Raw genomic sequence first — 13,402 nt, 5'->3', positions numbered from 1 at the left:
CCAAACAATGCAAGGGGATTCGCATGAAGAAGATTGCTTACGCCGTGTTCGCGTCGGCTACCGCTCTGGCTCTCGCAGCTTGCGGTTCGGAAGCTCCGACCGACGAAGGTACCGAGTCGGTTGAAACCGTTCCCGGTGAAATGATGACCGGCGACGCGACGGACGCTCCCACCGAGGAAGCTACCGAAGCGATGTAATCCGGCCGGGGGTTCGGCGCCAGCCATCCGGCACGCCGACCCCCAGTTGCCTTCCGCCTGCATCCTGCGGGACCAACGGAAGATCCCGTCTTCGGACGGGGAAAAGCCCTCCCATCCGGGAGGGTTTTTTATTTGCGTTCTACTTGCATGACACCTGAGGCGCGGGCATCACTTCGCCTATGCCCGATACGCTGAAGATCACCCTCGCGCAGCTCAACCAGTCGGTGGGGGACATCCCGGGCAATGCAGAGGGCGTATTGGCGGCGCGCAAGCAGGCCGCAGGGTCCGACCTGATCGTATTTCCCGAACTGCACCTCGTCGGCTATCCGCCCGAGGATCTCATTCTCAAGCCTTCGCTAATCGAACGGGCCGCTGCCGAGCTGCAGACGCTTGCCAGGGCGAGCGCCTCGGATGGGCCCGCGATGCTGGTCGGTACGGCTATCGTCCTCGATGGTGCGCTGCACAACGCGGTTGCCCTGCTCGACCAGGGCAAGGTCGCTGCCGTCCGCCTCAAGCATGAGCTGCCCAACTACGGCACTTTCGACGAGATGCGGTTGTTCCAGCCGGGACCGCTTCCTGAACCGATGATCCTGCGCGGCACGATGATCGGCGTCCCGATCTGCGAGGATATCTGGCAGCCCGAAGTCTGCCGCCATCTTGCCGATTTCGGCGCCGAGATCTTCATTTGCGTCAACGGCAGCCCTTACGAGATCAACAAGGACGCGCTGCGTATCGAAGGCGTGGCCAAACGCCGCGCGGTCGATACCGGCCTGCCGCTCGCCTATCTCAATCGCGTCGGCGGGCAGGACGAGCTGGTCTTCGACGGGGCGAGCTTCGTCATCAATGGCGACGGCGGCCTCGCCGTCCAGCTGCGCGACTGGGAAGAGCAGGTCGTCCAGACCAACTGGACCAAGACGGCGCAGGGCTGGCGCTGCGATCGCGGACAACTGGAAACGCTCGCCGAGCATCCCGAGGATATCTACTGCGCCATGGTCCTGGCGCTGCGAGACTATGTGAACCGCAACGGCTTTCCGGGCGTTGTGCTGGGTCTGTCGGGTGGAATCGATTCGGCGACATGCGCCGCCATTGCCGTCGACGCGCTCGGGGCGGAGCGGGTCTGGGGGGTAATGATGCCGTCGCGCTTCACCAGCCAGGAAAGCCTCGACGATGCCGCAGCTTGCGCAAGGGCGCTGGGCATTCGCTATTCGGTCATGCCGATCGGCTCCGCGGTGGACGGTTTCGATGCCATGCTCGGCGAGGTTTTCGACGGCACGAATCGCGGACTGGCGGAAGAAAACCTGCAGTCGCGGGTGCGCGGCACCGCGCTCATGGCCCTGTCCAACAAGTTCGGTCCGATGCTGATGACCACCGGCAACAAGAGCGAGATGAGCGTCGGCTACGCCACGATCTACGGCGACATGGCGGGCGGCTACAATCCGCTCAAGGACGCCTACAAGATGACTGTCTTCGCGATCTCGCGCTGGCGCAACCGGCACGTGCCGCGGATTGGCCTTGGGCCAGAAGGCCCGCTGATTCCCGAACGCATGTTCACCAAGCCGCCGACGGCCGAGCTGCGGGCGAACCAGCGCGATTCGGACAGCCTGCCGCCTTACGACATGCTCGACCCGATCCTCCTCGGCCTGGTCGAGCACGACAAGAGCGTGGAACAGGTGGTTGCCGAAGGTTTCGATCGCGCGACGGTCGAGCATGTCGAACGGCTGCTGCACCTTGCCGAATACAAGCGACGCCAGGCACCTCCGGGCGTGAAGCTGACCGCGCGCAATTTCGGCCGCGACCGTCGCTATCCGATCACCCACGCCTTCCGCAGCGGCGGTGAAGTCAGCGACGTGCCGCTGGGCACAGCGGGCAGCTCGTCGACCTGAGAATCGTCTCGGCGCTTCTGTTTCCCGGCCCCAGGGCGTAAACTTCCCGTTCCGGCCACCGGGCGAGGCAGGAAGGGAACGGCGATGGACTTGATGACGGCGATGCAGATCGACGGTCCGCATCAGGCGCCGCGGCGCGTGGAGAGGCCGGTGCCACAGCCCGGGGCGGGCGAAGTGCTGGTGAAGATCGCTGCCTGTGGTGTCTGCCGCACCGACCTGCATGTTCTCGATGGCGAAGTGGCGGCGCACTATCCGGTCATTCCGGGGCACGAGATCGTCGGGCACGTCGTCGCGCTGGGAGAGGGCGTGTCGGGCTTTGCCGTCGGTGAGAGGGTCGGCATCCCCTGGCTTGGCCATAGCTGCGGGGATTGCCGCTATTGCCGGGATGGGCAGGAGAACCTATGCGACCGGCCGCAGTTCACGGGCGCCACGCGCGACGGCGGCTATGCCACCCACGTGACTGCCGATGCCCATTTCTGCTTCGCGCTGCCCGAGCGCTTTTCCGACGTGGAGGCCGCCCCGCTCCTGTGTGCGGGCCTGATCGGCTGGCGGGCCCTGCGCCTTGCCGGGCAGGCCCCGGTGATCGGGCTCTACGGTTTCGGTGCGGCGGCGCATATCCTTGCCCAGATCGCGGTGTGGCAGGGACGGCGTGTTCACGCCTTCACGCGCGATGGCGACCTCCAAGGCCAGGCCTTCGCCCGCTCGCTCGGCTGCGTGTGGGCCGGTGGATCGAGCGAAGCGCCCCCGGAAGAACTCGACGCCGCCCTGATCTTCGCGCCGGTGGGCGAACTGGTGCCGCTTGCGCTCAAGGCCGTGCGCAAGGGCGGGCGGGTCGTGTGCGCGGGCATCCACATGAGCGACATCCCTTCGTTCCCTTACGCCGACCTGTGGGGCGAACGGCACATCCTTTCGGTTGCCAACCTGACCCGGGAGGATGGCACGAGCTTCTTCGAAGCCGCGCAGCGCGCCGACCTGCGCATCGCCACCCAGACCTTCCCGCTCGACCAGGCGGCAGGGGCGCTGGCGGCGCTGCGTGCGGGCACAGTCCGGGGGGGCGGCCGTTCTCCTGCCGAGTGGCGGGTGATCCAAGGCAAGAGCGAACTGTCCCTTTGACGCCGCGCACTGCGCGCCGTAATCGCAGCGGCCATGACGGTCACCACGCGCTTCGCTCCTTCGCCCACCGGGCACCTGCATGTCGGCAATATCCGCACGGCGCTGCATAACTGGCTGCTGGCCGAGCAGGCGGGAGGACGCTTCGTGCTGCGCATCGACGATACCGATGCCGCACGCAGCCGCGAGGAGTACGTCGAGGCGATTCGCGCCGACCTCGCCTGGCTCGGGATCCACCCGGAGGGCGAGGAGCGCCAGTCTGCCCGCTTCGCGCTTTATGAGCGCGAGTTCGAGCGGCTCAAAGCCGCAGGGCGGGTCTATCCCTGCTGGGAAAGTCCGCAGGAACTGGAACTCAAGCGCAAGGTCCTGCTCGGCCGGGGGTTGCCGCCGATCTATGACCGGGCGGCGCTGAACCTCGGTGATGAGGAGAAGGCGGCGAAGATCGCGGCGGGCGAAATGCCGCACTGGCGTTTCCTGCTCGACCGCGAAAGCGCGATCGCGTGGGAGGACGGCATTCGCGGTCCCCAGCACTTCGATCCGGCGCAGATGTCGGACCCGGTGATCCGCCGCGCCGACGGTTCATGGCTCTATATGTTGCCTTCGGCCATCGACGACGTGGACATGGGCGTTACCGACATCCTGCGCGGTGAGGATCACGTGTCGAACACCGCCGCCCAAGTCCAGATGTTCGAAGCACTGGGCGCCGCGCCGCCGCGTTTCGCGCACGAGGCGCTGCTGGTCGGCACCGAGGGCAAGCTGTCCAAGCGGCTTGGCTCGCTGGGCGTCGCGCATTTCCGCGAGGCGGGTATCGAGCCGCAGGCCGTCGTTGCCCTGTTGGGGCGTCTCGGGACCTCGGACCCGGTCGATCCCGCGCTGGACGGGCCGGCGCTCGCGGAAAGTTTCGACCTGTCCCGTTTCGGCCGAGCGCCTGCGCGCTTCGACGAGGCGGAACTGGAACGCATCAACGCCGCCATCGTCCATGTCATGCCTTACGAGGCCGCCGCGGGTCGCTTGCCGGAGGGCATGGACGCCGCGGCCTGGGAAACGGTGCGGCCCAACCTCTCGCACGTTCATGAGGCGGCGGACTGGTGGCAGGTCGTGACCGGCCCGGTCGAGGCGCCTGCATTCGACGACGAGGCGAAGGCCTACCTTGCGCTGGCGGCGCAGACGCTGACGGCGATGGACTGGCAGGCCGATGCCTGGAAGGCGCTGACCGGCGCGCTCAAGGATGCAACCGGGCGCAAGGGCAAGGCGCTGTTCCTGCCGCTGCGCCAGGCGCTGACCGGGCGCGAGCATGGGCCGGACATGGCCGCCCTGCTGCCCCTGATCGGGCTGGATGCGGCGCTTGAACGTCTATTGACTGCCTCGCAGGGCTGAGCGCCCCGCGAGGAAATCGGCCTGTAAGGCGGCGGCGTCAGGCCCTCATTCCATGCACCAGCCGTGGCTGGCGATCAGCGACTGGCCGGTGAGCGCATTGGTTTCGAAGGCAGCGAAGAACAGCGCCACTTCGGCGATGTCCTCGACCGTGGTGAACTCTGTGTCGACGGTCTGGCCGAGCATGACCTTGCTGACGACTTCCTCTTCGGAAATGCCCAGTTCCTTGGCCTGTTCGGGGATCTGCTTGTCGACCAGCGGGGTCTTCACGAAGCCCGGGCAGATCACGTTGGTGCGCACGCCTTTCCTGCCGCCTTCCTTGGCGATCACCCGCGAAAGGCCGAGCAGGCCATGCTTGGCGGTGACGTAGGCGGACTTGAGCGGGCTCGCTTCCTTGGAGTGGACCGAGCCCATGAAGATGATCGAGCCGGACTTCTGCCGGTACATGTGCGGGATCACCGCCTTGGAAGTCAGGAATGCGCCGTCTAGGTGAATGGCGAGCATCTTCTTCCAGTCGGCGAAGGCGAATTCCTCGATTGGGTTGACGATCTGGATTCCCGCGTTGGACACGAGGACGTCAACCGTGCCCCAGGCATCGACGACCTTGGCGACGCCATCGTTGACCTGTTCCTCGCTGGTTACGTCCATGGCCACGGCCATCGCCTCGACGGAGAACTTCTCGCGGATGTCCGAAGCTGCCTTCTCTGCCGCATCGATGTTCAGATCGGCAATCGCCACCTTGCCGCCCTCGGCGGCGTAGCGGTGCGCGATGGCATTGCCGATCCCGCTCGCCGCGCCGGTGACGATGCAGACCTTGTCCTTCAGCTTCATGTACCTGCTCCTGCTCTCTTTCGGATGCTCAGCGGCAATCGCTGGCGAGGTCGAACGTAATGATCTCATCGGGCCGCAGGCGGCGGCCCGTCCAGTCCGGATGATCGAGCGAGTGGATCGCGTCCGCCTTGCCCGCGTCCCAGTGCTCGTTAACCGTCATGCGCGAGAACTCGTAGTCCTTCGAATTGGATTCGTATGGTTTTCCGCGATTGATCAGGTGCATCACCGCAACCGGCCCGGCCGGGCGGCACGAAAGCAGCGCGGCAAGATCGGGATCGTCCCTGAATTCCTCGGGCAGCCGGTCGGCGAGGCGATGCGCCGCTGCGCGCAAGGCATGGAGGCGGCGGGACATGTCGGTGTTGAGGCGGGTGCGGCTGGAGTAGCGGATGTCCTTCTCGCGCTGGGCGACATCGGCCATCGTGCGCGGCTCTTCCCCGCGAGAGCTGAACAGGTCCACCTGGAACACCGTCATCTCGCACTGGCTGCGGTTGTCGAGCACGTATTGCAGCGGGGTGTTGGAAACGAGGCCGCCGTCCCAGTACCATTCGCCGTCGATCTGGACCGGCGGGAAACCGGGGGGAAGCGCGCCGCTGGCCATGATGTGTTCGGGGCCGATCGTGCGTTCGCGATTGTCGAAATAGGCGAAGTTGCCATTGAGCACGTTCACTGCACCGACGCTGAAATGGGTCTCGCAGCGGTTGATCCGGTCGAAATCGACTAGTTCGAGCAAGGTCGCACGCAAGGGCGCGGTGTCGTAGTAGCTGAGCGAATCGAGCTCCGCCGGCCATTCCGGGTTGAGCGGCGGGAACAGGCGCGGATTGTAGAAGCCGGGAATGCCGACGGTCGCGGCAAGGAAGGCCGAGGCTTCGTTGAAGGCGCGGCGGGCGAAGCCGATGCGCTCGTCAAGATGGAATTGCAATTCCGAGGAGACCAGGTCCCAGAAACGACGCAGCTGCGGCAAGCGGTCTTCGGGCGCATTTCCGGCGATGATCGCGGCATTGATCGCGCCGATCGAGATTCCCGCGATCCAGTCCGGCGCCGCGCCGTGTTCGGCCAGAGCTTCGAACACGCCGGCCTGGTAGGCGCCGAGTGCGCCGCCTCCCTGCAGGACGAGTACGGTTTGCGTGTCGCCATCAGGCGCGTGGCTATGGGCATTCATGGCAGGGTCCTGCTCATGGGAATGTTGCACTGCAGCAGGTGGGGGCGCATCGGGCGCCTTGCAACCCCCGCCTGCAAAGAATCGGCGATGCCGCGATCGTGGCCCCTGTTCGCGCGTCTTCGTCTTGCCGCCGTCATTTTCAGGCGAGATAAGCCGCTTCCATGAAACGCTTACTTTCCCTTGCCCTGCTTGGTCTGCTGGCGGCCTGCACTACCCCCCAGGCGATAGACCAGACGGCCGCGCCCGTTGAAGTGGGGATCATCGCCATCAACGATTTCCACGGCGCGCTTGAGCCGCCGAAGGCTTCCGTCGGGGCGCCGGACGGGAAGGGCGGCACGGTCGCGGTGCCGGCAGGCGGGGCGGCATGGCTCGCCTCGGCCGTCGATTCGCTCAAGGCCGAGCATCCCAACAATGTGGTCGTGGCCGCCGGCGACCTGACCAGTGCTTCGCAGCTTGCCTCCTCGCTGCATCTCGATGAGCCTGCGGTCGGCGTGATGAACCGCATCGGGCTCGAGTTCAACGCGGTCGGCAACCACGAATTCGACCGCGGCTGGAAGGAACTGCAGCGCCTGCAGGATGGCGGCTGCGAGAAATACACGCGGCTCCAGCCTTGCCAGCTCGAGCAATTCAAGGGCGCAGGCTACCGGTATCTCGCGGCCAGCACATACAAGCCGGACGGTTCGACGCTGTTTCCTGCCACGGGGATGAAGACCTTCGGTTCGGGCGCAAGCAAGGTGACAGTCGGTTTCATCGGCCTCTCGCTGCGCGAAGTGCCCACGCTGGTCGCGCCAGAGCAGATCCGGGGACTGATCTTCGGGGACGAGGCCGAGGCGATCAACCGAGAGGTGCCTCGCCTCAAGGCAGCGGGGGCCGATGCCATCGTCGTGCTGATCCACCAGGGCGGCAAGACGACCGGCGAATCCGATCCCAATGGCTGCGAGGGGCTGAACGGCGGCATCCTGCCGATCCTTGCCAGGATCGATCCGCGCGTCGACGTCGTCGTCTCGGGCCACACCCACTGGGCCTATGTCTGCAATTACGGAGAAATCGATCCGTCGCGGCCGATCCTGCTGACGAGCGCGAATGTCTACGGCAAGGCAGTGACCGACATCACGCTTACCATCGACCCTGCAAGCCATCGCGTTCTCGCCAAGAAGGCGCACAACGTCATCGTCCAGTCGCAGGCCTATTCCAGCGGGCGCGGGGCCGTTGCCAATACGGCGCTTTATCCCGCGTTCCGGCCGCGCGCCGACGTCAGCGCCTATGTCGCGCGCTATGTCGAGGATGCACAGGCGCAAGTCTCGCGGCCCGTGGGGCGCTTGTCAGGGCCGGCCTCGAAGGCGGCGAACGAGGGCATGACCGGCGGTTCGCTGGGCAATCTGATCGCCGATGCACAGCTTGCCGCCAGCCGTGAGGCCGGGGCGCAGATCGCCTTCACCAACCCCTTCGGCATCCGCGCGCCGATCGATCCGGGAGCGGGCGGCGAAGTGACCTTCGGGCAGATCTATGCGGTCCAGCCCTTCAACAATACCCTGGTGACGATGACGCTGACCGGCTCGCAAGTGCGCGATGCGATCGAGGACGGGCTGAGCCGGGCGAAAGTCCAGCAGGTCCTCGCTCCTTCCGCAAACGTGCACTTTACCTACGACTTGGGGCGTCCTGCGGGTGAGCGCCTGCTGACCTTGACGATCGGCGGCAAGCCCGTCGATGCGCAGGCCGACTACCGCGTGACCGTGAATAACTTCCTGGCCGAGGGCGGCGACGGCTTCGTCACTTTCACCAGGGGCAGGGATGTCCGCAAGGGCATGGTCGATACCGATGCCTTCCAGCAGTGGATCGGAGCGGTTCCGGTGCGGCAGGTGCCGCAGGAGCAGCGGGCCATCGAACGCAGGAACTGACCGACATCGGTCTCGGCGCGGTCAGAACCCTGCGCCGAGCGGCCATTCCGGCGCACCGATGCCCATGACCTTGAACAGCGAGCCCATCTGGTCCTCGGCAACCAGGCGGTGCATCGCCGACTGGATCGCCTCTGCATGCTGCGGGGCGACCTTGGCCAGGCTCTGCGCCCGCGCCTCGATCCCCAGCGCGCGCAGCCAGTGGCCCTGCGTGACAGTACCTAGGTGCCGCACGCCGCGCGCCTGCACGACATTGGCCATTGCTGCAAAGTCCACATGCGCCGTGAGGTCGGCCTCGCCCGGCATGGCGAAAGGATCGACCATCTTGTGTTCGCGCAGCGCCTGCAGGGTCGAGCCGGTGCGCGGCTCGTCGTATCCGTAGTCGATCAGCAGGGCTGCGCCGCCTTGCGCCAGCAGCCTGCCCGAAATCTCGTAAGTGACCGAGGCCGCGCCCGGGCAGGTCTCGATCAGGGTGCCGTCCTCGGCCTCGCGCCGCGCCTCTGGAATCGCGGCGTCCATCGGCTTGTCCCCCGCGACCGGGATGAAGCGTTCGTCGTCGTCGAGGCCGACCATGCGCTCGCGCCAGCCCTGCGCGGTCTTGACCAGCTGTCGGATCGGCAGTGCATCGAGGAATTCGTTGCCCACGATCAGCAGTGGGCCGCGCGCAGGCAGGGTGGACATGTCGTCATGCCACTGCGCCTGCGGCACTGCGGCAAGCTGGATGTCCTTGAGCGCGGCCGAACTCTCGACGAAGTGGACCTTGGGTTCGAGGCCGTACTTCTTCATGGCCCTGAGCGCATCGCGCGCCAGCGTGCCGCGGCCGGGTCCGAGTTCGACGTAGTGGACCTTGTCGCTGCGTCCGGCGCGTATCCACATGTCGGCCAGCCACAGGCCGATGAGCTCGCCGAACATCTGGCTGATTTCGGGCGCAGTGATGAAGTCGCCCGCGCTGCCCAGCGGATCCTTGCCCGAGTAGTAACGCGCATTCGATTCGCCCATGTAGTGCATGAGCGTGATCGGGCCGTAATTGGCGATCAGCCGCCGGAAGATCGCATCCAGCGGGTCGCGGCTGTCCTCGATGCCGGTCATCAGGCGGTGGCGGGCCTACCGCTGGCAAGCGCCGGTTTGGCGAGGGCGCGGGCGATCATGAACAGTCCCAGCAGGATCAGCGGGATCGTCAGCCACTGACCCATCGAAAGCCCGGTTTCACGGGCGAAGTCCTCAAGCTGGGCATCAGGTTCGCGGAAGAACTCGACGAAGAAACGGGCGCAGCCGATGCCGACGGTAAATACACCCACCAGCAGGCCGGGACGGAAGCGTGCGCGCGTCTTCCAGTATAGGGTGAGCATGATGACGATCATCAGCAGGCCCTCCAGCCCGGCTTCGTAAAGCTGGCTGGGGTGGCGCGGGAGCTGGTCCGGCGCATCGGGAAAGACCATCGCCCAGGGCAGGTTCGGATTGGTGACCACGCGGCCCCAGAGTTCGCCGTTCACGAAATTGGCGAGGCGTCCGAACATCATGCCGAAGGGCACACAGACCGAAAGGTAGTCCGCCACGCGCACGAAGTTCAGTCCGCCGCGCCACGAAACCCAGAGCATTGCCAGCAGCACGCCGATAAGGCCGCCATGAAAGCTCATTCCGCCGTGCCACAGCGAAAGCAGCTCTGTCGGGTGGGTCCAGAGGCTGGGAATGCCGGTGTTGCCGCCGGTGTAGAACGTGGCATAGCCGAGCCTGCCGCCCAGGATGATGCCGAGCGTGCAGTAGAAGAACAGGTCGTCGGCATGGCGTTGTGCCAGGGGCGCGCCCGGTGACCTGATCATGCGTGAGAGGTGCCAGTAGCCCAGCACGATGCCGGCCAGATAGGCGAGCGAGTACCAGCGCAGCTCGAAGCTGCCGATCCGGAAGAGATAGTTCTTCAGGCCCAGGTCGACCCAGTGAATCGGTTCGTGTGCCTGTGCGGCAGCAGCGGCAAGGGTCAGCAGGGACAAGCGTTCGACCTCGTGTTTTTGCGTTACCGTGTCCGCCGGGACCGGCGGCTGCTTGGCGGCCTTCTGGCATAGTGGGAGGGGCGAAGATAGCCGGGTTTTGCCGGTTCATCGCGAAAATGGCGTTCGGGCGGCGCGTTCGCGATCTTCACCGAGAGCGGGTTTCCCTTGAGGCCCGCGCCGTCTAGAAGTCATGGGATATGAGCGTCATCCGCATTCCCTCCCCGCGTTCCGTCATCGACCGCCGTGCCCTGGTCCTGTCCATCGACAAGCTGGTTGACGAGTCCGGCCACACCAAGGCGCGCCGCGCCATTGTCGATGTGCTGCGCGGCGCGCTGGATGCGGGGCGCGCAGAAATTGCCGAACGTCTGACCGGCAAGCCTTCCGCCGGGCACGACGTGGCCGAGGCGCAGGCCTTCCTGGTCGACCAGCTCATGCGGGTGATTCACGATCACGTGGTCGAAAATGTCTATCCGGTCAGCAATCGCTCGCGCGGGGAGCGCCTGACGATCATGGCCGTGGGTGGCTATGGCCGCGGTGAAATGGCGCCGCATTCGGACGTCGACATCGCCTTCCTTACCCCGATCAAGCAGACGCCGTGGTGCGAACAGGTGATCGAGGCGATGCTCTATTTCCTCTGGGACCTGGGCCTCAAGATCGGGCACTCGAGTCGCTCGCTCGACGAGATGGTGAAGATGAGCCGCTCGGACCTGACGATCCGCACAGCCATGCTGGAAGGGCGCTACGTCTGGGGCGACCAGGATCTCTACGAGGAAGCGCGCCAACGCTTCTGGAGCGATGTGGTTTCCGGCACCGAACGCCAGTTCGTGGTCGAGAAGCTGGCCGAGCGCGAAGAACGGCACAAGCGCATGGGCGATAGCCGTTACGTGGTCGAGCCCAACGTCAAGGAAGGCAAGGGCTCGCTGCGCGACCTGCACACGCTTTACTGGATCGGCAAGTACATCCACAAGGTGCGCGACCCGTCCGAACTGGTGCAGGTCGGCTTGCTTACGTCCAAGGAATACAAGGCGTTCCGCCGCGCCGAGAACTTCTTCTGGGCGGTGCGCTGCCATCTGCACACGATCACCAAGCGGGCCGAGGATCGCCTGACCTTCGACATGCAGCGCGAGGTTGCGGCGCGGATGAACTATGCCGACCGGCCCGGCAAGAGCGCGGTCGAGCGCTTCATGCACTTCTTCTTCCTGCAGGCGAAAGTCGTCGGCAACCTGACCGGGGTGTTCCTCGCCCAGCTCGACGAGCAGTTCGCGCGCAAGCAGCCGCGCGGCCTGCTGGCCGGGTTTCGCGCCAAGCCCCGCACGCTCAAGGGCTACAAGGTCTTCGGCGGGCGCATCAAGGCGCCGAGCGACGACTGGTTCGAAAGCGATCCGGTGCGCATGCTCGAGATCTTCGTGCTGGCCGACAAGGAGGGGCTCGAAATCCATCCCGAGACGATGCGCCTGATCTCCCGCGATGCCGTATTGATCAAGGGAGACGTGCGCCGCGACAAGCGAGCCAACGAGCTGTTCATGGAACTGCTCACCAGTCGCAACAATCCCGAAATCTCCTTGCGCGCCTTCAACGAGGCGGGTGTGTTCGGCCGCTTCGTGACCGAGTTCGGACGCGTCAATGCGCAGATGCAATTCGACATGTACCACCACTACACGGTGGACGAGCACACGATCCGGGCGATCGGCCTGCTCTCGCGGATCGAGAAGGGCGAGCTGAAGAACGATCACCCGCTGGCGCACGACATCGTCCACAAGGTCCGTTCACGCCGCGCGCTCTATGCCTCGGTCTTGCTGCATGACATCGCCAAGGGGCGGGGCGGGGACCATTCGGTGCTGGGCGCAGAGATCGCGCTCAAGCTGTGCCCGCGCTTCGGACTCGACGAGGACGAGACCGAGCTGGTGAGCTGGCTGGTGCGCCAGCACCTGCTGCTTTCCGCCACTGCCTTCAAGCGCGACCTCTCGGACGCCAAGACGATCACCGATTTCGTGCAGGTCGTGCAGTCGCTCGACCGCCTGCGCCAGCTGACGATGCTGACCATCGTCGATATCCGCGCCGTCGGCCCCGGAACCTGGAACAGCTGGAAGCGCCAGCTTATCGGCGAACTCTATGCTGCCACCGAGGAGCGCCTGCGCCTCGGCCACGCCGAATTCGGTCGCGAGAAGCGCATTGCCGCAAAGAAGGCCGCGGTCGAGGCGCTGGAACCGGCCAATGCCGCGCTTATCGAGAAAGTCGGCGCCAAGTTCGTCGATTCCTACTGGATCGCCGAGAGCGAGGACGTCATCGCCAAGAACCTCGCCCAGCTCGAGGCGGCCGAGGCGCTGGGGCACGCGCTCTCGATCCATACCGAATACTACCAGGCGCATGGCGCGACGCTCGTCACCGTCATCGCCTCGGATCATCCAGGCTTGTTCTATCGCATCGCGGGCGGCATCCACCTCGCCGGCGGCAACATCATCGATGCGCGCATCCACACCACGCGCACCGGGCGCGCGGTCGACAATTTTCTCGTACAGGACCCGCTGGGCCGGCCGTTCATGGAGGAGAGCCAGCTCGAAAGGCTGCGCACCTCCATCGAGAATGCGCTGGCCAACCGGATCAAGATCCTGCCGCAACTGGTCGCCAAGCCCGATGCCCGGCCGCGCGCCGATGCCTTCGAGGTGCGCCCGCGGGTGATCTTCGACAACAAGGCCTCGAACCGCTTCACCGTCGTCGAGGTCAATGCGAGGGATCGTCCGGCCCTGCTCAACCGGCTGGCCCACGCCCTCTTCGAATCGAAGCTGATGGTCTATTCGGCTCATGTCGCCACATATGGCGAGCGCGCGGCCGACACGTTCTACGTGACCGATCTGCTGGGCGAGAAGCTGACCGCGACCAGCCGGCTCAAGGCGCTGGAACGCCGCCTGCTCGACGCAGCCAGCGAGCGAACGGTAGAGGAAGTCGCCGCCTAGCGGGCCTTGCA

Annotated in this window: 10 protein-coding genes; 6 read left to right on the top strand and 4 right to left on the bottom strand. The window is 65.6% G+C overall.

What is annotated here, in order from left to right; genetic code table 11:
- Positions 1-23: 23 nt before the first annotated feature.
- The 4 genes from PP1Y_RS26140 to gltX all read left to right on the top strand — a co-directional run bounded on the left by PP1Y_RS26140 (position 24) and on the right by gltX (position 4,567).
- Positions 24-197: a hypothetical protein gene (locus PP1Y_RS26140; RefSeq protein WP_007012924.1), complete on the top strand. Its 174-nt coding sequence runs from the start codon at positions 24-26 to the stop codon at positions 195-197.
- A 179-nt stretch (positions 198-376) separates the two neighbouring features.
- A complete protein-coding gene (locus tag PP1Y_RS23305; RefSeq protein ID WP_013834375.1) occupies positions 377-2,080 on the top strand; it encodes an NAD+ synthase in 1,704 nt (567 codons plus the stop codon).
- A gap of 84 nt (positions 2,081-2,164) precedes the next feature.
- The gene (locus PP1Y_RS23300; RefSeq protein WP_232512548.1) at positions 2,165-3,193 is read left to right on the top strand and encodes a zinc-dependent alcohol dehydrogenase family protein; all 1,029 of its coding nucleotides are present in this window, start codon (positions 2,165-2,167) and stop codon (positions 3,191-3,193) included.
- 33 nt (positions 3,194-3,226) lie between these two features.
- Positions 3,227-4,567, top strand: a complete 1,341-nt coding sequence (gene gltX / locus PP1Y_RS23295; protein WP_013834373.1) for a glutamate--tRNA ligase — start codon at positions 3,227-3,229, stop codon at positions 4,565-4,567.
- Between the two features lie 45 nt (positions 4,568-4,612).
- On the opposite strand, the gene PP1Y_RS23290 is transcribed toward gltX, so the two are convergent.
- Entirely contained in the window at positions 4,613-5,395 is a 783-nt protein-coding gene (locus PP1Y_RS23290; RefSeq protein WP_013834372.1) for a 3-hydroxybutyrate dehydrogenase, read from the bottom strand.
- A gap of 28 nt (positions 5,396-5,423) precedes the next feature.
- Positions 5,424-6,554, bottom strand: a complete 1,131-nt coding sequence (locus PP1Y_RS23285; protein ID WP_013834371.1) for a patatin-like phospholipase family protein — start codon at positions 6,552-6,554, stop codon at positions 5,424-5,426.
- Positions 6,555-6,715: 161 nt separating this feature from the next.
- Between PP1Y_RS23285 and PP1Y_RS23280 the strand changes: the two genes are divergently transcribed.
- Complete coding sequence (locus PP1Y_RS23280) at positions 6,716-8,452, top strand: bifunctional UDP-sugar hydrolase/5'-nucleotidase (RefSeq protein ID WP_013834370.1); 1,737 nt, start codon at positions 6,716-6,718, stop codon at positions 8,450-8,452.
- 21 nt (positions 8,453-8,473) lie between these two features.
- On the opposite strand, the gene PP1Y_RS23275 is transcribed toward PP1Y_RS23280, so the two are convergent.
- Positions 8,474-9,538, bottom strand: coding sequence for a class I SAM-dependent methyltransferase (locus tag PP1Y_RS23275; protein ID WP_013834369.1), 1,065 nt, complete (start codon positions 9,536-9,538; stop codon positions 8,474-8,476).
- Positions 9,538-10,437 carry a prolipoprotein diacylglyceryl transferase gene (gene lgt / locus PP1Y_RS23270; protein ID WP_013834368.1) on the bottom strand — a complete coding sequence of 300 codons (900 nt, stop codon included), beginning with the start codon at positions 10,435-10,437 and terminating at the stop codon, positions 9,538-9,540. The genes PP1Y_RS23275 and lgt overlap by 1 nt, the downstream gene beginning before the upstream one ends.
- 197 nt (positions 10,438-10,634) lie before the next feature.
- On the opposite strand from lgt, the gene PP1Y_RS23265 reads away from it, so the two are divergent.
- Positions 10,635-13,391 (top strand): [protein-PII] uridylyltransferase, encoded by a 2,757-nt coding sequence (locus tag PP1Y_RS23265; protein ID WP_013834367.1) that lies wholly within the window; start codon positions 10,635-10,637, stop codon positions 13,389-13,391.
- Positions 13,392-13,402: the final 11 nt, after the last annotated feature.

Origin of the sequence: Novosphingobium sp. PP1Y, assembly GCF_000253255.1 — a bacterium.
GTDB lineage: Bacteria > Pseudomonadota > Alphaproteobacteria > Sphingomonadales > Sphingomonadaceae > Novosphingobium.
The sequence above is the reverse complement of the archived record's forward strand: the minus strand, read 5'-3'. Positions and strand labels throughout refer to the sequence as shown.